This window comes from Paraburkholderia saeva (assembly GCF_907164555.1).
Taxonomy (GTDB): domain Bacteria; phylum Pseudomonadota; class Gammaproteobacteria; order Burkholderiales; family Burkholderiaceae; genus Paraburkholderia; species Paraburkholderia saeva.
Map to the genome: position 1 here is coordinate 397,051 of NZ_CAJQZC010000001.1, position 19,412 is coordinate 416,462.

Annotated in this window: 16 protein-coding genes; 15 read left to right on the forward strand and 1 reads right to left on the reverse strand. The window is 61.3% G+C overall.

Going from position 1 to position 19,412, the window contains the following annotated elements:
- The first annotated feature begins 158 nt into the window (after positions 1-158).
- The 8 genes from LPA36_RS01755 to LPA36_RS01790 all read left to right on the forward strand — a co-directional run bounded on the left by LPA36_RS01755 (position 159) and on the right by LPA36_RS01790 (position 9,747).
- The gene (locus LPA36_RS01755; RefSeq protein ID WP_228874425.1) at positions 159-1,298 is read left to right on the forward strand and encodes an acyl-CoA dehydrogenase family protein; all 1,140 of its coding nucleotides are present in this window, start codon (positions 159-161) and stop codon (positions 1,296-1,298) included.
- A 349-nt stretch (positions 1,299-1,647) separates the two neighbouring features.
- Positions 1,648-4,257, forward strand: a complete 2,610-nt coding sequence (locus LPA36_RS01760) for a LuxR C-terminal-related transcriptional regulator (protein ID WP_228874426.1) — start codon at positions 1,648-1,650, stop codon at positions 4,255-4,257.
- Positions 4,258-4,341: 84 nt separating this feature from the next.
- On the forward strand, positions 4,342-5,499 hold the full coding sequence (locus tag LPA36_RS01765) for an acyl-CoA dehydrogenase family protein (protein ID WP_228874427.1): 1,158 nt from the start codon (positions 4,342-4,344) through the stop codon (positions 5,497-5,499).
- 48 nt (positions 5,500-5,547) lie between these two features.
- Entirely contained in the window at positions 5,548-6,675 is a 1,128-nt protein-coding gene (locus tag LPA36_RS01770) for a CaiB/BaiF CoA transferase family protein (protein ID WP_228874428.1), read from the forward strand.
- Between the two features lie 64 nt (positions 6,676-6,739).
- A complete protein-coding gene (locus LPA36_RS01775) occupies positions 6,740-7,933 on the forward strand; it encodes a lipid-transfer protein (RefSeq protein ID WP_228874429.1) in 1,194 nt (397 codons plus the stop codon).
- A 64-nt stretch (positions 7,934-7,997) separates the two neighbouring features.
- Positions 7,998-8,441 carry a MaoC family dehydratase N-terminal domain-containing protein gene (locus LPA36_RS01780; protein WP_228874430.1) on the forward strand — a complete coding sequence of 148 codons (444 nt, stop codon included), beginning with the start codon at positions 7,998-8,000 and terminating at the stop codon, positions 8,439-8,441.
- Between the two features lie 11 nt (positions 8,442-8,452).
- Positions 8,453-8,872: a MaoC family dehydratase gene (locus LPA36_RS01785; protein WP_228874431.1), complete on the forward strand. Its 420-nt coding sequence runs from the start codon at positions 8,453-8,455 to the stop codon at positions 8,870-8,872.
- A gap of 44 nt (positions 8,873-8,916) precedes the next feature.
- A complete protein-coding gene (locus LPA36_RS01790) occupies positions 8,917-9,747 on the forward strand; it encodes an SDR family NAD(P)-dependent oxidoreductase (RefSeq protein WP_228874432.1) in 831 nt (276 codons plus the stop codon).
- A gap of 69 nt (positions 9,748-9,816) precedes the next feature.
- Here LPA36_RS01790 and LPA36_RS01795 read toward each other — a convergent pair whose 3' ends face one another.
- Positions 9,817-10,545 (reverse strand): Crp/Fnr family transcriptional regulator, encoded by a 729-nt coding sequence (locus LPA36_RS01795; protein ID WP_228874433.1) that lies wholly within the window; start codon positions 10,543-10,545, stop codon positions 9,817-9,819.
- A 197-nt stretch (positions 10,546-10,742) separates the two neighbouring features.
- Here LPA36_RS01795 and LPA36_RS01800 point away from each other — a divergent pair, with 197 nt between their 5' ends.
- The 7 genes from LPA36_RS01800 to LPA36_RS01830 all read left to right on the forward strand — a co-directional run bounded on the left by LPA36_RS01800 (position 10,743) and on the right by LPA36_RS01830 (position 19,408).
- The gene (locus LPA36_RS01800; RefSeq protein ID WP_228874434.1) at positions 10,743-11,930 is read left to right on the forward strand and encodes an acyl-CoA dehydrogenase family protein; all 1,188 of its coding nucleotides are present in this window, start codon (positions 10,743-10,745) and stop codon (positions 11,928-11,930) included.
- Positions 11,927-13,084, forward strand: coding sequence for an acyl-CoA dehydrogenase family protein (locus LPA36_RS01805; protein WP_228874435.1), 1,158 nt, complete (start codon positions 11,927-11,929; stop codon positions 13,082-13,084). Before LPA36_RS01800 ends, LPA36_RS01805 begins: the two co-directional genes overlap by 4 nt.
- A gap of 121 nt (positions 13,085-13,205) precedes the next feature.
- Positions 13,206-14,444, forward strand: coding sequence for a CaiB/BaiF CoA transferase family protein (locus LPA36_RS01810; RefSeq protein ID WP_228874436.1), 1,239 nt, complete (start codon positions 13,206-13,208; stop codon positions 14,442-14,444).
- A gap of 68 nt (positions 14,445-14,512) precedes the next feature.
- Positions 14,513-15,487, forward strand: coding sequence for an NAD(P)H-dependent flavin oxidoreductase (locus tag LPA36_RS01815; protein ID WP_228874437.1), 975 nt, complete (start codon positions 14,513-14,515; stop codon positions 15,485-15,487).
- A 364-nt stretch (positions 15,488-15,851) separates the two neighbouring features.
- Positions 15,852-17,228 (forward strand): MFS transporter, encoded by a 1,377-nt coding sequence (locus tag LPA36_RS01820; RefSeq protein ID WP_228874438.1) that lies wholly within the window; start codon positions 15,852-15,854, stop codon positions 17,226-17,228.
- A 105-nt stretch (positions 17,229-17,333) separates the two neighbouring features.
- Positions 17,334-18,119 (forward strand): enoyl-CoA hydratase/isomerase family protein, encoded by a 786-nt coding sequence (locus tag LPA36_RS01825; protein WP_228874439.1) that lies wholly within the window; start codon positions 17,334-17,336, stop codon positions 18,117-18,119.
- 92 nt (positions 18,120-18,211) lie between these two features.
- Complete coding sequence (locus LPA36_RS01830) at positions 18,212-19,408, forward strand: acyl-CoA dehydrogenase family protein (RefSeq protein ID WP_228874440.1); 1,197 nt, start codon at positions 18,212-18,214, stop codon at positions 19,406-19,408.
- The last annotated feature ends 4 nt before the right edge of the window (positions 19,409-19,412 follow it).

Here is a 19,412-nt window from a genome sequence, read left to right on the forward strand (position 1 = left end):
AACCCACCAATACCTCGCCCGGCCCCCCCAAGATGGGTGGCTTTCCTGCGAAAACGCCTCCTGCATGATCGAAAGCATTGATGCGTCGTCTCGCGTACCGCCGAAAGGTCGAGCGGACAAGCGAGCGACGCGCTTCCCCTTTCTGCGAGGAGTAGTAGATGGAAGTTGTTCGCCGCGTCTATCGTGAAGATCACGAGCAATTCCGCACATCCGTGCGCCGCTTTATGGAGCGTGAGTGCGCGCCACGCCAGCAAGCGTGGAACCAGGAGGGCGAGGTTGATCGCGAGACCTGGCTCAAGGCGGGGCGCGAAGGCATGCTGTGCACGACGTTGCCCACCGAGTACGGCGGCGGCGGCGGTGACTTCGGCCATGCGGCGATCCTGGCGGAAGAACTGGCCTATGGCGGTGTGAGCGGATGGTCGATCGGCCTGCACTCGGACATCGTCGCGCCCTACATCAACCGGCTCGGCACTGAAGAGCAGAAGATGCGCTGGTTGCCGAAGGTCTGCGCCGGCGAAACCCTCCTTGCCATTGCCATGACCGAACCCGGCGGCGGCAGCGATCTGAAGTCGGTCCGCACGACGGCCGTGCGCGAGGGCGACGAATACGTGATCAACGGTAGCAAAACGTTCATCAGCAATGGCTTCGTCTCCGACATGGTGCTGGTCGTCTGCAAGACCGATCCGGCCGCCGGCGCGAAGGGCGTGAGTCTGATCATGGTGGAGACGAACCGCGAGGGTTTTCGCCGGGGGCGCAAGCTCGAGAAAGTCGGCATGCATGCGCAAGACACCGCGGAACTGTTCTTCGACAACGTACGGGTGCCGGTTGATAACCGCCTGGGCGAGGAGAACAAAGGCTTCGCGTACATGATGCAGGACCTGCCTCAGGAGCGTTTCATGATCGCGGTGAACGCCGCCGCCAAGGTTGAGCGCCTGCTGGAACAGACTCTGGAATACGTGAAAGACCGCAAGGCATTTGGCCAGACCGTGTGGGACTTTCAGAACACCCGTTTCAAGCTGGCCGATGTCAAGGCACAAGCCGTGGCCTTGCGCACCATGGTCGATTACTACATCGGCGAACACATACGGCGTAAGTTGACGGTCGAAGAAGCGGCCGTCGCCAAACTGTACGCGAGTGAAACCATGTGGAAATGCATCGACGACATGGTGCAACTGCACGGTGGATACGGCTACATGCTCGAATATCCGATTGCGCGCGCGTTCGTGGATATGCGGGTATCGCGCATCTACGGCGGTACGAACGAGGTCATGCGCGAACTTATTTCCCGCAAGCTCTAGTTCCAGATTGCTCCTTCCGGCGCGCGGCGTATCTTGCGTGTCCTCGCGTGTATCTAGCGTGTATCTAGCGTGTATCTAGCGTGTATCTCGGGGCCGCCGCGCCCCGCCGCTTGCATCCGCGAGCGCGATGATCATCAACTCGGGAGGGGCACGAAAACATCTCGCACGGGCTCCCAGCATCGGCGCGAAGCGGGTGGCCGTAGGCAGTACGCGCGTGCGACTGCATGTTTTCCAACTTCAGTACGCCATGCATCAAAATCTCTTGCCCTCCAAACTGTCTCCACCTCGTCCGCCGTCATTTCAATTGCCGCGGGCGCAATTGGGTGAGCGCATCAACGATGCCGGCGACGTGCGTTTGATCGTACTGCGCGCGCCGGCCGGGTTCGGCAAAACGACGGCCATGCTGCAGTATGCGGCGCGACGGCAGGCCACTGGTGCTGCGATCAGATGGTTGAATCTGGACGCGTCAGACAACGATCTTGGCCGCTTTCTTGCCCACTTCGATGCGGCGATCGAGCAGGTCGCGCCGCACGTCGGCGACGCTTCCGGTGAGCCCGGCTTGCTCGAACTGATCGATCGCGTTGCTGCGTCACGTGCCGCTTTCACGATGTTTCTCGATGATTTCGAGGTCATCGAAAGCCTTGCTGTGCTGGATCTGATCCGGCAACTCGTCGATCACCTCCCGTCTGGCTGGCAAATCGTGATCGGCTCGCGTGTCGCGCCGGGCCTCGGCCTGGGCCGGCTGCGCGCACGCGGGCAGTTACTCGAAGTCGGGCCGGGGCAATTACGCTTTTCACTGGAAGAGACCGCTGAATATCTGCAGAACCGGCGCGGCCTCAAGCTGGGCAGCACTGAACTGGGTCGACTTCATAAGGTCACCGACGGTTGGGCCACAGCAGTCTGGCTCGCCTCTCTGGCACTCGAAGGACATGACGATCCGGGCACCTTTCTCGCGACGTTCTCCGGCGCTCACGCCGCGATCACGGAGTATCTGGCCGAAGACGTGCTCGTCAGATTGCCGGACGCGCAGCGCGATTTTCTGTTGCGCACGAGCGTGCTCCATGAGCTCAGCGCGCCCCTTTGCGACGCTCTGCTTGGACATACCGGCAGCGCGGCGTTGCTCGCGGAACTCGAGCGTGCGAACCTCTTTTTGACGACGTCGGACAATCCCGGCCATTACCGGTATCACAGCCTTTTCCGGGAATTTCTGTATGCGCAGTCGACTCAGGCCGATCCTTCCGCGATACCGCTTCTTCATAAACGTGCTTCGCAATGGTACGAAGACGAAGGGCGGCCGGTGCCTGCCATCGAGCATGCATTGCGCGCACGCGATTACGACTGCGCCGCGCGCCTGCTTGGCATCCACGCGCAGCGACTCCTCGATCTCGGCCGCTTCCGCCTGCTCGCCCGCTGGCTCGATAGCATGCCGCAGTTTCTGCCGGATACGCAGTGCAAGCTGAACATCGTCCGCGCGTGGGCGCTTATTTTCACGCATCGTTATGCGGATGCGCAGGTGCTCGTGCGGCGCATCGACGAAACCATGCAACGGGACGAAGTCGGCGGAAATAAAGAACTGCAGGCTCACATGCTCGCGCTGCGTCCCGTGCTGCTCGTGATGACAGATCAGGCGCAGGGGCTCGCCATCGGCATCGAAAATCACGCGCGGCTCGATCCCCGTTATGCGTTTCCATACGGTTTGCTGACCAATCTGGTGGCGAAGCTTTACGCCGCGCTCGGCCGCTATGAAGAAGCCCGTGCGCTGCTGGACCAGGCGCGCCGTTCGCACATCGAGATCGGCAGCACGTTCAGTCTGGTGATGGCCGAAGCGCTGGAAGGCACGATCAGTTTGAGGCAGGGAAGGCTGCAGGATGCCATCGCACGCTTTCGCCTGGCGACGAACAACATGACCGACGATGTCGCGGGCCGGGCCACCGGCAGCGCACCGTCCGCGATGCTATTCGCCGAAGCACTGTACGAAGCCGGCCACCTCGAACAGGCCGCACAGGTCCTTTCGATCTACATGGCGCAGGCGCGGGAGTCCGGAGCAAGCGGCCAGATGGTGCGCGGTTGCATCACGCAAGCGCGACTCGCATGGCAGCGCGGCGAGCCGGATCGCGCTTACGGCGTGCTGAGTGAGCTGGAGCTGATAGGCCACCGCCAGAACCTCGGTCGTCTCGTCGTCAGCGCCGAGCTTGAACGCTCGCGCCTGGCTTTGATTCAGGGCGATGCCGCCGCTGCCGCAGCGTGTCTGCGCCGAGCCGAGGCCCCCGAATTGTGGAGCCCGGAACGCGCGGTTCCCGCGCCATTGCATGAGGTCGAGACGCTGGAAATGGGACGCCTGCGGTTGCGCGTGCACGGAGCGGGCGAAGCAGAAGGCGGCGCAACGCGTGAGGCCCTGCTGGCGGAGTTGCCTGTATCCATCGAACAGCTTCACGCGCAGCGCTGTCAGCGCCTGGCTCTTCGGCTCAGCCTGCTGCTCGCGGAGGCGCTGCAGCGCGCCGGGCGGCCGGACGCCGCGCGCGAGCGCATGGCACAGGCGCTGACCTATGCCTGCACCGAAGGCATCGTTCAGCCTTTCGCTGACGAAGGGCCTGTGATTGCGTCGTTGGCCTTGTCGCGCGCGCGTGCCGTGCTGGCGTCGGGCAAGACGCCGGTGGGCGCGATGCCCGGCTACTTCGAGCGGCTGCAACTCGCGTGTGCGGGTGCCGCCGGCGATGTCGAAGCAGATTCGCATTCTGCGGTGATTCAACAGGGCAGTGGTGGGGATGCACTGACGCAACGTGAAATCCACGTTCTGAAGCTGCTGGCGCTCGGCAAATCCAATGCAGCCCTTGCAGAAGCGCTCTTCCTGTCGCAAGCGACGATACGCGCGCATCTGCGCAATATCTCGGGAAAGCTCGGCACCAACAATCGCACCGAAGCCGTCGCACGAGCGCGCGAGCTGGGACTGCTTGGCTAGACGCGGCCGCTAAATAGGTAGATCGGACGACGACAACGTTCGACTGCGCGGCCAGAATGCTTCACTACTGAGGAGACAAAATAAATGGAACGCCTGATCTTCGAAGCGGAACACGACATATTCCGCGATTCCGCTCGTCGCTTCTATCAGCGCGAGGTTGGCCCGCACGGTGAACAGTGGCGCGAGCGCGGCTGTGTCGATCGCGAGGCTTTCCTGAAGGCGGGTGAGCAAGGCTATCTGCTGATGTGGGCTGATCAGGAGCATGGCGGCGCAGGCGTTGCGGACTTTCGCTACGAACAGATCCTGATGGAAGAAAACGCCCGCTACGGCGATTCGGGCTTCTTTCACACGCTGCACTCGCGCCTGGTCGGTCCTTATATCGGCAAGCTGGGCAACGACGAGCAGCGCGCCCGGATTCTGCCCAAGGCAGCCCGTGGCGAAGCGATTCTCGCCATTGCGATGACCGAGCCGCAGACCGGTTCCGACCTCGCAGGCATTCGCGCGCGAGCCGAAGAAAAGGACGACTACTGGTTGCTCAACGGCGCGAAAACCTTCATATCGAACGGCATTCTCGCGGACTACGTGGTGGTCGCTGCGCGAACCTCGCCGGACAATCCCCATGCTATCGGACTGTTCATCGTCGAGCGCGGTATGCCGGGCTTCGAGCGCGGACGCAAGCTGAAGAAAATGGGCCTGCAGTCGCAGGACACCGCGGAGCTGTTCTTCGACAACGTCCGGGTCCCCAAGGCGAACGTGCTGGGCGATGCCGCGCAGGGTTTCCGGTATCTCACGCGCCACCTGGCAGAGGAGCGTCTGCTGGGCGCGTGCGGTTACATAGCCAGCGCGCAGGTCGCTTTCGACCTGACGCTCGACTACGTGAAGGAGCGCAAGGCATTTGGCCGACCGGTCGGCACTTTCCAGAACTCGCGTTTCAAGCTGGCGCAATTGCGCGCGGAGATCGACGCGCTGCAGACCTTCGTGGACCAGTGCGTGCTGCTGCACAACGCGGGCAAGCTGAATTCGGAAACGGCGGCTGCAGCCAAGCTGCTTTGTTCAGAGCTGGAGGGTCGCATGACGGATGAAGGTGTGCAATTGCATGGCGGTGCGGGTTACATGGACGAATATCGGATCAGCCGCATGTACACCGACGCTCGCATCTCACGCATTTACGCAGGCAGCAGCGAAATCATGAGAGAGATCATCGGCCGCAGCCTCGGTCTGGACGACCGCAAGCTGGGCTGATCTTGGCCACCTCAAAACCTCACTTGAAAAGAATCAGGACGACTTGACATGAGCGGACCACTACAGGGCATTCGGGTATTGGAAATGGTGGGCATCGGGCCCGGACCCTTCTGCGGCATGATGCTCGCGGACATGGGCGCCGATGTCATTCGCGTGGACCGGCCCGCGACGAAGCGTGCGGGCCTAGACGGCACGCCGCCTGCAAAGGATTCGCTTCGCTATGACGTCACGGCGCGCGGCAAGCGCACAGTCACGATCGACCTCAAGTCGGCCGAAGGTGCAAAGCAGGTGCTGGCGCTCGTCGAGCAGGCCGACGTGCTGATAGAGGGGTTTCGCCCGGGCGTGATGGAGCGCCTCGGCCTGGGCCCGGAAGTATGTTTGCAGAGCAATCCAAAGCTTGTCTATGGCCGCATGACCGGCTGGGGACAGTCGGGTCCACTCGCGCAGGCGGCGGGACACGACATCAACTACATCTCGATCAGCGGCATGTTCGGGGCGATGGGCCGCGCGGAAGAAGCGCCGCCGCCGCCGCTCAATCTGGTCGGCGATCTTGGCGGTGGCGCGATGATGCTCGCGTTCGGGGTGGCGTGTGCGCTTGTCGAGGCCCGCAACAGCGGTAAGGGACAGGTGATTGACGCAGCGATGACCGACGGCACGGCACTCCTTGGCGCCATGTTCTACGGCATGCAGGCACAGGGCCGATGGAGCGCCAGGCGCGGCAGCAATCTGCTCGACGGCTCCGCGCACTTCTACGATAGCTATGAATGCGCCGACGGCAAGTACATCGCGATCGGTTCCATCGAACCGCAATTCTATGGCGATCTCCTCAAACGCCTCGAGATAACCGATCCGGCTTTCTCCCAGCAGTTCGAGCCGCGTCACTGGCCGGAACTCAAGCGCCGGCTTGCCGCGCACTTTGTTACTCGCACACGTGCGCAATGGACAGAACTGCTGGAAGGTACGGACGCCTGCTTTGCGCCCGTGCTCGACATGGACGAGGCGCCACAGCATCGCCACAACGTCGCACGCAATACCTTCATCGAGATCGATGGTGTAGTGCAACCGGCTCCTGCCCCGCGTTTTAGCCGCACGGTGCCCGAAGTGCTCCGTTCAGCCGAAGGCCAGGATGCGACGCTCGCCAATGTGCTGGGTGAATGGCGAGACGTGTCCCGCTGAATGCCGCCAGCGAGCGGCATCTATTAACTAATGAAGTTTGATGAACCAGAGAAGGAGTGAGACGATGTCTGAGAAAGTAGTAGTCGCCGGTGTTGGCATGATCCAGTTCAAGAAGCCGGGTGCGAGTGCTTCGTACGTCGAAATGGGCTCGCAAGCAGCGCGCGCCGCGCTCGCGGACGCAGGCATTTCGTACGACCTCGTGCAGCAAGCCTATGTCGGCTACGTCTATGGCGACTCCTGCTGTGGGCAGGCCGCACTGTACCCCTTGGGCCTGTCGCAGATTCCGGTGCTCAACGTCACCAATAACTGTGCAACCGGCTCGAGCGCGTTGTTCATGGCACGCCAGGCCGTCGAAAGCGGTGCAGTGGAGTGCGCGATCGCATTGGGCTTCGAACAGATGAAGCCGGGCGCGCTCGGCGGCATCTGGCATGACCGACCGAGTCCGCTGGGCGCTTCCTCCGTTCTCGCCGAGGAGTTGAATCCTGACGCAGTCGAGGCCAAAGTACCGGGCGCGCTGATGATGTTCGGCGGAGCGGGCAAAGAACACATGCAGAAGTACGGCACGAAGATGGAGACCTTCGCGAAGATTCGCGCGAAGGCGAGCCGTCATGCCGCCAACAATCCGCTCGCGATGTTCCGCAAGGTGGTGAGTGCCGAAGACGTGATGGCTGATCCGGTCGTGTGGCCGGGCGTGATGACGCGTCTGATGGCGTGCCCGCCGACGTGCGGCGCTGCGGCAGCGATCATCTGCTCGGAAGCCTTCGCGAAGAAGCACAACATCCGCGCCGACGTGCAGATCCTCGCGCAGTCGATGACTACCGACAGCCCGGTAACGTTCGAAAAGCGCTCGGCCATCGAGCTGGTCGGTTTCAGCATGGCTCGTGAAGCTGCGCGTCAGGTGTACGAGAAGGCTGGCGTGAGCCCGTCGGATATCAAGGTGTGCGAGTTGCATGACTGCTTCGCGCACAACGAACTGATCACCTACGAGTCGCTCGGCTTCTGTCCGGAAGGCGGCGCCGAGAAGTTCGTCAACGACGGTGACAACACGTACGGCGGCAAAGTGGTGACCAATCCGTCGGGCGGTCTGCTCTCGAAGGGTCATCCGCTGGGCGCGACGGGTCTGGCTCAGTGCTATGAACTCACGAACCAGTTGCGCGGCACGGCCGACGCACGTCAGGTCGATGGCGCGAAGCTCGCGCTGCAACACAACCTGGGACTGGGCGGCGCGTGCGTCGTGACGCTCTACGGCCGCGCCTGACCGCGTGATGGAAATGGCGCGCGGCCTTGATGCGGCGTGCCGTTTCCTTTGAGGAGACTTTGTAATGGCAGATAAAAGCATGATCGGCCGCGTGCTGTCGCACGGCACCGTCGATGTCGAGAAGGGGCGCCTGCGCTTTTTCGCCAAGGCCATCGGCGAGACAGACGCTGTGTACACGGACGAATCCGTCGCTCGCGATGCGGGCCACCCTGGCTTGCCGGTGCCGCCGACGTTCCTGTTCTGCATGAACAGTGAGACGAGCGACCTGGTCGCGACGCTGAAATTTCTGGACATGGATCTGGCGCGCATCCTTCACGCCGAGCAGGCGTTCACCTATCACCGCATGGCCTATGCCGGCGACACGCTGAGTTTCGAAACGAAACTGGCTGACGTCTACGAGAAAAAGGGCGGTGCACTGCAATTCGTCGTGCAGGAAACCCGCGTGACGAGCCAGAAGGGTGAGCACATTGCCGATCTGCGCGGCGTGATCGTGCAGCGCAACGGTTAAGGAGACATGCGATGTCAGTACCTCGCTATAACGATGTAAAGGTCGGTGACGCATTGCCCGCGCTCGAACTGCCGGCCATCAACCGCACCACGCTGGCGCTCTATTGCGGCGCCTCGGGCGACCACAATCCGATCCACGTGGACATCGATTTCGCCCGCAAGGCGCGCATGCCGGACGTGTTCGCGCACGGCATGTTGTCTGTGGCGTATCTGGGGCGTCTGCTGACCGGCTGGGTGCCGCAGACGCAGATTCGCAGTGTGGCAGTGCGCTTCACCGGCATCACGCATCTCGGCAATAAGCCATCGTGCTTCGGTCAGGTTGTGGAGAAGTTCGAAGCCGACGGCGAACAGCGCGTGAAGCTCGCGCTCAGGTGCATCAACCAGTTTGGCGACGAGAAGCTGCTGGGTGAAGCCGTGGTGGCACTGAACTGATTTTATTCAAGAACAACGCGTATCAAACGGAAAGGAAGATTGAGATGAGCAAGCTCACAGGCAAGACCGCATTGGTGACCGGCTCCGGCCGTGGCATTGGCCGTGAAGTGGCGTTGAAGCTGGCTTCGGAAGGCGCTCGGGTTGTCATCAACGATCTCGACGCGGACCCCGCCAACGAAGTGGCCGAACTGATCCGCGCGCAAGGCGGTGAGGCGGCTGTGTGCGTGGGTAGCGTGACGGCGAGCGACTTCGCTGAGCGTTTCATTGGCACCGCGGTGGAGAAATTCAAGGGCGTTGACATCATTGTCAACAACGCTGGCTTCACGTGGGACAACGTGGTTCAGAAGATGACCGACGAGCAGTGGTACGCCATCATGGATTGCCACCTGACCGCGCCGTTCCGCATTCTGCGCGCAGCGTATCCGGTGATCAGCGCGGCTGCGAAGGCAGAAGCCGCCGAAGGCCGTGAGGTGTTCCGCAAGGTGGTCAACATCTCTTCGGTGGCAGCGGGCGGCAACGCGGGGCAGATCAACTACTCGTCGGCCAAGTCCGGCATTCTGGGCATGACCAAAACCTTGGCCAAGGAGTGGGGTCGCCTGAAGGTCAATGTGAACGCGGTGGCATTCGGTCTCATCGAAACTCGTCTGACGCAGGCGTTGGCGGGCGACGAAAGCAAGACCGTGAGCATCGAAGGTCGCGAGATCAAAGTCGGTGTGCAGCAGGCCATGCTCGACGGTGCGAGCCGCATGATTCCGTTGGGCCGTCCGGGTACAGCCGAAGAAGCGGCAGGGTCGGTGTATCTGTTCTGCTCGCCAGAGTCGAACTACGTTTCGGGCCAGGTGCTGGTGTGCGGCGGCGGCTATAGCAACCTGTGATTGATGTCGTCGCGGCTCTGCGGAATGTTCTCCAGGGTCGCGGCGTTTGCCGCTCGCAGACGTGTTCGCTTAGCGGCTGGAGCCGCTGCCGGCCAGCGCTTCTAGTGCAGGCAAATCCAGCACTTCGATCTTTCCGTAATCGATCGCGATCAGTCCTCTGTCGGACAACTTGCCCAATTCTTTGTTGATGGTTTGACGCGATTTTCCAAGCATCGAGCCCAGTTTGCCCTGGCTTAGGGATAGAGACCGGCCGGGGCTGCTTGCACCGGAAATGGCGGAAGCCGCCAACAGTTCGACGATACGCGCGGCAAGTTGAGTGGACAGATCGCTCAGCACGCGTTGCTGCATGGCGACGGCGTTGTCGCGTTGGCGGGCGAGCGCAAAGAGTGCAACCGAACGCCACAGAATAGGCTCGTCGTTCAGGATCTGGATCAGCGCATCGCTCGGCACATGGACGATTAACGCATCTTCAAGCACGACGTAATCGTAAGGTGCGCGAATTTCCTGAAGCAGGCGCACGAGACCCGCGCAGTCACCTGCACGCATCAGAATGCCCACGAACCTGGAACCGTCGGCGCTTGTACGACTCACCTCGACGCATCCGGAAACGGCGACAAGAACTTCGCGCCGCTCCCTGTCGGCTGCCAGAACCTGTGTGTGCTTCTTGTGCTGTTCCAGACGCGCGGTCTTTGCGAGGCGTTCGACGCTGGCAAGCGGCCATTCGGCGAAAAGCGTACTGGCTCGAAGCGCCCGGCAGATCAGTGCGAACGGATCTGCGGCGTTCGGCTGGTGGCGCATAGACATCTCCAGGTACTGAGAAAGCGAAAAGCAGGAATACGGGAAGCAAAAAGCGAAAGCCGAATGCGGGAATGTCCTGACTCCACAGTCGGCGAGATTGTCAATTCATCGACTGACTCTGGATAACGCGCATTTTATCCTATCCGTTACTTGAGTTCGTTCGGGAACTCCACACCACTTCCTCTGGAATGAAAAACATGTTTGAGACGCGTGAACTCACGGAATTCAGGAGCCAGGCACGCGAATTCGTTCGGGCCAATTTGCCGTCCGATATTCGCGACATGGTTCGAAGCGGACGACAGATTCCGCGTGAGCGCACGATTGCCTGGTATCAGATTCTTGCGAGCCACGGCTACCTCGTGCCGCATTGGCCGCGTGAATGGGGCGGACAGGGCTGGACGGTTCAGCAGGAGCTGGCGTTCGAAGAGGAGCTCTGCAATAACGACGCGCCCGAAATCATCATGGTCAGTTTTTCGATGATTGCGCCGATCCTGATGCGCTTCGGTACTCCCGCCCAGCAACAGCGATTCCTGCCGGAAATCGCGGCCGGAAGGCAATGGTGGTGCCAGGGGTACTCCGAACCGAACGCGGGTTCAGACCTCGCATCGGTGAAAACACGGGCTCACCGTACCAATGACGGATTCGTGATCAACGGCTCGAAAATCTGGACGTCCTACGCGCAGTATTCGGACTGGATTTTCTGCATCGTGCGCACCGATGCCGATGCGAAGCCACAGGCAGGCATTTCGTTCCTGCTCGTCGACATGAAGTCTCCCGGCGTCACGGTCAGGCCGATCGTCGGTATCCATGGCTGGGTAGTTTTCAACGAAGTGTTCTTCGACAACGTGGAAGTGCCCTTCGAGAACCTTGTTGGTCAGGAAAACGAAGGATGGACGATTGCGAAATCATTGCTTGAGTTCGAACGGCTCAAGCTCGCGAGAATTGGCGAGAACAAGCGGCGCAGGGCGCGCGCTCAGGAAGTCGGGATGACTCGCACCGAAGGCGGCGTGCGTCTTGCCGACCGTTCCTGGTTCCGGCAACGCTTCGCGGAGCTGGAGATGCAGTTGATGGCACTCGAAGCCAATGCCGCGCGTTTTATCCAGCGCGCCATTTCGGGCCACCCGATCGGCGCTGAGGTCTCCATGCTGAAACTGCGGGGAAGCCGCCTGATCCAGTTGTGGGAGCAGCTGATTGTCGATGGGTTGGGCCAGGAAGGCCTGGTACTCGATCCGGAGGTGCTCGAAGTGGGGCCGCCATCGCAGCAGCAGGACCCGATTTCAGCGACTGCCTCATCGCGGCGCTTCGTCGCGCGTGGCTACACGATTGCAGGCGGAAGCAGTGAAATCCAACGCAACATTCTTTCCAAAGCGGTACTCGGACTATGAGCGAACATACTCTCAACGACGACCAGGACATGTTGTCCGATAGCGCCAGAAAATACATTGCTCGCGGCTATGGCACTGCGGTGCGCGAAGCGTCGTTCGCTCACCCGCAGGGGTGTCTGCCTGAGCGCTGGAAGGAGTTTGCGGAACTCGGCTGGCTCGCCATGCCCGTTCCTGAGGCCGACGATGGGTTGGGTAGTTCGCTTGGCGACATCTGTGTGCTGGCAGAAGAACTCGGACGCGGACTGGTCAACGAGCCCTTCATCGCTGCTGCCGTATTGGCCACCATGTTGTTTGTCGACGTGGCCACGCCCGAACTCCGTGCGCGTTATCTTCCAGGCGTCGTCACCGGCAGCCAACGCCTTGCGTTCGCAGCGTGGGAATCCGGCATCTCGTTCGAAGGAGGCGCCGTTACCGCGACCGCACAGCAGAGCGGTCAGACCTTCTCGCTGAACGGTACGAAAACGCTCGTGCCCGGCGGCGCCGGTGCGGATGCGTTTCTGCTGGCCGCCATGACGTCGGGGGACAGCATGGGCCTGTTCCTCGTGGACGCGGGCTCGCCAAGGCTAACCGTGACGCCGCGCTCGCTGTACGACGGCCAGCGCGTAGCCGATATCGTGCTGGATGGCGTGGAAGGCGCTGTGGCACTCGTGACCGGATCGCGCGAGGAGGTGGTGCGACTGATCGAACGCGCGATCGACCGTGCAACTGTCGCGCACTGCGCCGAGACCGTGGGCGTCATGGTGGCCGCGTTCGAAACGACCCGCGAGTACCTCATCACACGCAAGCAGTTTGGGCGCGCTATCGGCGCGAATCAGGTGATCCAGCATCGCATGGTCGATCTGATGGTCGAAATCGAGGAAGCACGCGCATTGACTCGCGCTGCCGCCAGTGTGATCGATCAGGAGAACGGCGACGATTCAACCGCCCGACGCCGCTACAGCGCGGCTGCCAAAGCGTTTGTGGCGCGAGCCGCGACGCACGTGTGGGAAGAGTCGGTGCAACTCCATGGCGCGATCGGCATGACGCAAGAATATGTGCTCGGCCATTTCGTCAAGAGACTGGCGGCCGCTTCGACGCTGTACGGAGGCGCCGAGCAGCAACTCGAGCGGCTTGCAACGACGGTGCTTGAAGGACCACTAGCTACGTGCGACTAACGCGGCCGCAAATGCCGCGGCGAATCGCCGTGGTGAATCGCTGTACCGACCATGGACCGGCATAGTCGGTCGGGTTCCTCGATAGCTCAAAGCCGTCCTTCGTGGACGGTAAGGATCGCTCATGTCGCATGACCAGCAAAGCACGCGTGAAAACGCGCCCCTGAAGGGATTGCGTGTTGTCGAATTCGGACAGTACATCGCGGTGCCGGCGTGCGGCCAGACGATGGCGGAACTGGGCGCCGACGTTATCAAGGTTGAACCGCCCGAGGGCGATGCGGGGCGTTATGCGGGCTGGAATAAGGATCAATTTGGCCCCCTGTTTTCTGCGTGGAACCGGTCGAAGCGTTCGGTTGTGCTCGACCTGCGCGATCCGGAGGGACGACGAAACGCGTTCGCGCTGGCGTGCACTGCGGATGTCGTTCTTCAGAACTACCGCCCCGGCGTGATGGAGAAACTCGGGCTCCACGCAGCGGCACTAACCAGCACGGTACCGCGTCTCGTGTACGGGCAAGTCAGCGGTTTCGGGCAGACCGGACCGGCGAGCCAGCGAGCCGGCTTCGACATTGCTGCGCAAGCGGAAAGCGGCATGATGAGCATCAACGGCGATGGCGATCGGGATCCGACTCGCGTGGGCTTTACCGTCGTCGATGTGATGGCTGCTAACGCGCTGACCTCCGGTGTGTTTGCGGCTTTACTCAGACGGTCGGTAAGCGGCGAGGGCGGCATTGTCGACGTCTCTCTCGTCGATGTCGCTGTGTCCGCGCTGTCCAGCACCTGGGCCGAGTATCGCCTGAATGGTGTGGTACCGGTGCGCTCGGGAAACGGTCAGACGAACGCGACGCCCGCTGCCGAGGTAATGCCCACCGTCGACGGGAACGTCGTGATTTCGGCTTACACCAAGGAGCATTTTGCGCGTCTATGTGGCGCGCTAGATCGGCCGGACATCGCCGCCGACCCGCGATTCTGCGAAAACGCGGCCCGGCTGAAAAATCGACACGCGATGCTGATCGATCTGCGCCACGCAACCAGCCAGTTCAGTACCGCTGACCTATGCGAGCGCCTTACCCGCGCCGGTGTTGTTTTCGGCCAGGTGCGAACGATGGCGGAGGTAACGCCAGGAGAGGCAGGCGTATCGGCTGACCTGTTTGTGCAAGTTCATGCATCGGGACGAGGACCGGTGTCGCTGCCAGCGTGCCCGACGACATTTCACGACTATCACCGACGTGATGGACGCTTGCCGGATATCGGCGAGCATACGGCGGAAGTGCTCGCTGACCTCTCGCTCAAAAATCCGGACAGCGCGCGTAATGAGCAAACGCGCACGCAACACAACGGCGAAACAGCCGTTCCGGGCCGCTAAACGCCCGCAGCCTGACTCCACTGATTCGCAGATTAAAAAATATCTTTTAAGTGTATTAGAGGTCTCCAATGAAGACACGCATTACAGATTTGCTCGGCATCCGTTTCCCCATCATTCAGGGTGGCATGCAGTGGGTGGGCCGGGCAGAACTGGCGTCGGCCGTTTCCAATGCAGGCGGCCTCGGCGTGCTGACCGCGCTGACCCAGCCGACAGCGGACGCATTGGCTCAGGAAATCGTGCGTTGTCGCGCGATGACCGACAAGCCATTTGGCGTCAATCTCACCATTCTTCCGTCCGCGAATCCTCCGCCCTATGCAGAGTATCTCGACGCGATTATCGAAAGCGGCGTGAAGGTGATTGAAACCGCGGGGAATAGTCCCAAGGAATTCATCGAGAAGCTCAAGCGCAACGGGGTGAAGATCGTTCACAAATGCGCTAGTGTCAGACATGCGCTGTCTGCCGAGCGCAACGGCGTCGATGCCGTGAGTATCGACGGATTCGAATGCGCCGGTCACCCGGGAGAAGATGACGTCCCGGGTCTGGTGTTGATTCCTCTCGCCGCGCGCGCGCTGAAGATTCCGGTCATCGCATCCGGTGGCATTGCCGACGGATATGGCATGGCTGCTGCGCTCTCTTTGGGCGCCGAAGGGGTGAACATGGGAACCCGTTTCTGTGCGACAGTGGAAGCGCCGCTGCATGAACGCATCAAGCAGAGGCTTGTGGGAGCGAGCGAACGGGATACACAGCTTATCTTCCGCTCATTGCGCAATACGGCACGCGTGCTGAAGAACGCTGTGTCCGACGAGGTGGTCGCCACCGAGCGGCGTCCAGGCGGATGTGCGTTCGAAGATATCCGGCATCTGGTTGCTGGCCGTCGCGGGCACGACGCACTTCAAACCGGCGAGGTCGATGCGGGTTTGGTCTGGGCCGGGCAAGTGGTTGGACTCATCGACGATATTCCGACTTGTGAAGCCTTGCTGGCGCGCATTGTGTCGCAGTGCCGCGAGCGGCTGACAGCGGCCGTTTCACTTGCCGCCGCGTAAGGCGGTCAAACGGGTCGGCGCGGGCGCTGCACGATAGTTCCCGTTGAGGCATCGCTCAGGGAAACCGTGCAGGTCGAATGACACTGGATTGTCAAGTTATTGACCGTCGTGCAGGATGTTTCGGCCCTACGATGTAAGCCATTCGAGAGCCGTGGCGGCATCGTTAAAGAACCCGTACTCGCTTCATTGACCGGGCCGCACGGTTCTTTAATCGCCGGCCGCGTCGTTTGGTATCTGCGTCGTCGCAAAAGAGACCTATAAAGGTCCGGTGCGCGTCCCGTTTTGCTACTACAAATCTAATTGCCTGTCGGAGTCGGGGTTGTGCATTTCACCGACACCGGTCCAAGCGATCCAAGGAGGAGACATGTTTCAGAAAACCAGTCGATTGCGCGCCTGGATCGTGGTAGCCATGCTGTTTCTGTTCATGGTGATCAATTTCGCGGACAAAGCCGTCATCGGACTCGCCGCCGTGCCGATCATGCACGACCTCGGGCTATCGCACCAGCAGTTCGGCTTCGTCGGCGGCAGCTTTTTCCTGTTGTTCACGGTGTCGGGACTTCTGTTCGGGCTGGCGTCCACTCGCATCAAAACCCGGTGGCTGCTGGCGTTCCTGTCGGCGGTATGGGCGATTGCACAGTTTCCGCTTGTCGGAGTCGTGAGCTATCCCGTGCTGATCGCGTGCCGTGTGTTGCTCGGAGCAGGCGAGGGACCGGCTTACGCGCTCGCTACTCACGCTAGCTACAAATGGTTCGACAACTCGAAGCGCAACTTTCCGACAGTGATCGTTCAGCAAGGCGCGAGTGTGGGCCTTCTGCTGGCAGGTCCGTGTCTGACTTTCCTGATCACGCGTTACAGCTGGCATGCTGCGTTTCTCGCCCTTGGCATTGTCGGATGCCTTTGGACAGCGTTGTGGCTGGTCGTGGGCGAAGATGGCACTGTCGATGAGACGTCTTCTGCCGGCGAGCAAGCGTCGAGCGTGGCCGTAGCCAGCGCGCCTGCGGAAAGCGTGGGCTCTATCGTCAAGCAGATCGCAACCGACAGGACATTGGTGGGCGGCATCATTCTGACCTTCGTTGGATACGCTGTCGTTTCCGTCAACTTCACGTGGTTCCCTGCCTACTTGCGCACGGGACTTGGCTACCCTGCGAGCGATGCCGGCTGGCTGTTTTCGCTAATGGCGGGTCTGTCTATACCGTGCATGCTCACAGTTGCATGGATTTCGCGCGTGCTGAAAGACAGAGGCGCTTCGTCGCATCTGTCGCGTGGGGTTCTGGCCAGTGTGCCCGTCGCCCTGGCAGGCATCTTCATGTTGTGCACGACGGCTGACATCAGTGCGAGTGCGAAACTCGTCTGCTACACCATCGCAAGCGTTTTGAGCCAATGCGGCATGACGCTGTCGCCGATGATGATCGGTGAGGTGGTGGCGACCCGGCAGCGAGGGGCGTGGCTGTCCGTCGTCACAGCGCTCGGCACATTCGCCGGCGTACTCGCGCCGCCCCTGATGGGTCACTTCGTGAGTGCCGCGCACGGAACCGCCGCGGGATTCGAGCATGGCTTTGCAATTCTCGGCGGCCTGTTGATTCCGGCGGGACTGCTGGGGGCCTGGCTGATGAACCCGGAAGAATCCGCGCGGCGATTGCAGCGGCTGCGCATGCTTCGCGAGAGCGCCGACGCACAGCGCTCCGTCGCCTATGAAGCGAGCCGCTCCGACGCGGCGCAACCCTTGAAGCGCGGCGTATAGCGTTCTGGTTGGCCAACTACCCACAACATTTCAATGAACCGGCCTGCAGCCGAGGGAGAAATCTATGTCCCATCAAGTGAAGCATACATTCCTGGGGTCCGCCGCATGACACATGATCAACTGCTGTTTGATGTAAAAGACGGCGTCGCCACGCTGACACTGAACCGTCCCGAGCAAAAGAACGCGCTCGATCTGCCCATGCGTGACGGGCTTGACGATGCGGTCCGACGGATTCGCCAAGACCGCGACATTCGCGCCGTCATTTTGCGCGGAGCCGGTGGCGACTTCTGTTCCGGTGGTGACGTGCGCGGCATGTCGCCGCGAAGCGCAGAGGACGGACGTAACCGCATCGATGATCTGCATCCGTTCGTGAGCGCTCTCATCGATCTGGACCGGCCCGTGATCGCAGCCGTAGATGGCGTTGCATATGGCGCGGGTTTCAGCCTCGCGCTAACCGCCGACTTCGTGATCGCCACGCCGCGCGCACGGTTCTGTCTGCCGTTCATCAAGGTCGGTCTCGTGCCGGATTGCGGCGCGTTCTATACGTTGCCGCGTGTGATTGGTCTTTCGCGTTCGAAAGACCTGGTCTTCACCGGACGTGAAATCGGCGCTGACGAAGCGCAGCGAATCGGCGCGGTATTCGAAATCCACTCGCCCGACGCGCTGTATCAACGAGCCGAACAGATCGCGCAAAGCTTCAGCGGCGCTTCGTCTATCGCGTTCGGACTGTCGAAACGGGCGTTGAACATGTCGCTCAGCAGCGATCTGCGAACACTGCTGGAAATGGAGTCGGCGGCCCAAGGTATCGCATGTACCACGCAAGCTCATCAGGACGCCGTACAGCGTTTCAAGGAGAAGCAGCCCGCGCGCTTCCAGTGGGTCGCAGGGTAGGCATGAAGCGTTGAAAGCGACTGCTCTTGCGTGGACATGACAGTCCTAACCTGAGTGGTGAAGTGAATCGATTTTGAACAAAGGACAGGCAGATGGATTTACGTCCAACCGCAACGGAACAGGCCTTCCGCGAGGAAGTGAGGGCCTTTCTGAAAGCCAACCTTCCGGCTGATATCCGCGACAAGGTACTCGGCCACCAGCGCGTCGAGAAAGACGACTTTGTGCGCTGGCATCGCATCCTGCACGCGCACGGGTGGGGCGCGCCGGGCTGGCCGAAAGAATTCGGCGGCACCGGCTGGAATACGATGCAACGGCTGATCTTCGATATCGAGACTGGACGCGCGGGCGCACCGTGGTTTTTGCCGTTTGGTATCAACATGATTGGGCCTGTGCTGATCAAGTACGCGAGCCCGGAGATGCAGGCGCGCTTTCTGCCACGTATTCCGGCGATCGACGACTTCTGGTGCCAGGGCTATTCCGAACCCGGTTCCGGCTCCGATCTCGCTTCTCTCAGGACAAGCGCGGTCAGGAAAGGCGACCGCTATATCGTGAACGGTCAGAAGACGTGGACCACGATGGCGCACTTTGCCGACTGGATCTTCTGCCTGGTGCGCACGAATCCTGAAGCAAAGCCGCAGGAAGGCATATCGTTGCTGTTGATCGACATGAAATCGCCCGGTGTGAGCGTGCGACCGATCGTTACGCTCGACGGCGGACACGACGTCAACGAAACGTGGTTCGAAGACGTCGAGGTACCGGTCGCCAATCTGGTGGGCGAAGAAAATCGCGGCTGGACTTATGCGAAGTATCTGCTTGGGCACGAGCGCACCGGCATTGCCGGAATCGGCCATTGCTATCGCGAACTGCGCCTCCTGAAGCACTATGCCGCGCAGTCGCCCAACGGCGAAGGCGGCACGATGCTGGACGACGTGCGAATGCGCGACAAGATTGCGCGAATCGAAATGGATGTGATGGCGCTGGAGATGCTGTTGCTGCGCGTGGCGACTGCGGACGCCGGGAAAGCGCCGGGTCCGGAGGCGTCGATCGTGAAGATCCGCGGCTCTGAACTCCAGCAGGACATCGCAATGCTGCAACTGGAGGTTGCCGGGCCGCACGGTTGGCCTTATTCGCCGCAATGGCTGGAGGCCGGCGCCGAGTGTCCCGTCAACGGACCGGCATGGGCCGCACCTGCTGTGTCGACGTATTTCGACATGCGCAAGACGTCTATTTACGGCGGCGCGACCGAAGTGCAGAAAAACATCATCTCCCGGATGATTCTCGGCCTCTAGGAAA

Bases quoted from the DNA above. Each gene is read 5' to 3' on its own strand.
- LPA36_RS01820 (WP_228874438.1), top strand. From the start codon at position 15,852: ATGTTTCAGAAAACCAGTCGATTGCGCGCCTGGATCGTGGTAGCCATG.
- LPA36_RS01830 (WP_228874440.1), top strand. From the start codon at position 18,212: ATGGATTTACGTCCAACCGCAACGGAACAGGCCTTCCGCGAGGAAGTG.
- LPA36_RS01785 (WP_228874431.1), top strand. From the start codon at position 8,453: ATGTCAGTACCTCGCTATAACGATGTAAAGGTCGGTGACGCATTGCCC.
- LPA36_RS01790 (WP_228874432.1), top strand. From the start codon at position 8,917: ATGAGCAAGCTCACAGGCAAGACCGCATTGGTGACCGGCTCCGGCCGT.
- LPA36_RS01770 (WP_228874428.1), top strand. From the start codon at position 5,548: ATGAGCGGACCACTACAGGGCATTCGGGTATTGGAAATGGTGGGCATC.
- LPA36_RS01775 (WP_228874429.1), top strand. From the start codon at position 6,740: ATGTCTGAGAAAGTAGTAGTCGCCGGTGTTGGCATGATCCAGTTCAAG.
- LPA36_RS01800 (WP_228874434.1), top strand. From the start codon at position 10,743: ATGTTTGAGACGCGTGAACTCACGGAATTCAGGAGCCAGGCACGCGAA.
- LPA36_RS01765 (WP_228874427.1), top strand. From the start codon at position 4,342: ATGGAACGCCTGATCTTCGAAGCGGAACACGACATATTCCGCGATTCC.
- LPA36_RS01805 (WP_228874435.1), top strand. From the start codon at position 11,927: ATGAGCGAACATACTCTCAACGACGACCAGGACATGTTGTCCGATAGC.
- LPA36_RS01795 (WP_228874433.1), bottom strand. From the start codon at position 10,545: ATGCGCCACCAGCCGAACGCCGCAGATCCGTTCGCACTGATCTGCCGG.
- LPA36_RS01825 (WP_228874439.1), top strand. From the start codon at position 17,334: ATGACACATGATCAACTGCTGTTTGATGTAAAAGACGGCGTCGCCACG.
- LPA36_RS01810 (WP_228874436.1), top strand. From the start codon at position 13,206: ATGTCGCATGACCAGCAAAGCACGCGTGAAAACGCGCCCCTGAAGGGA.
- LPA36_RS01815 (WP_228874437.1), top strand. From the start codon at position 14,513: ATGAAGACACGCATTACAGATTTGCTCGGCATCCGTTTCCCCATCATT.
- LPA36_RS01755 (WP_228874425.1), top strand. From the start codon at position 159: ATGGAAGTTGTTCGCCGCGTCTATCGTGAAGATCACGAGCAATTCCGC.
- LPA36_RS01780 (WP_228874430.1), top strand. From the start codon at position 7,998: ATGGCAGATAAAAGCATGATCGGCCGCGTGCTGTCGCACGGCACCGTC.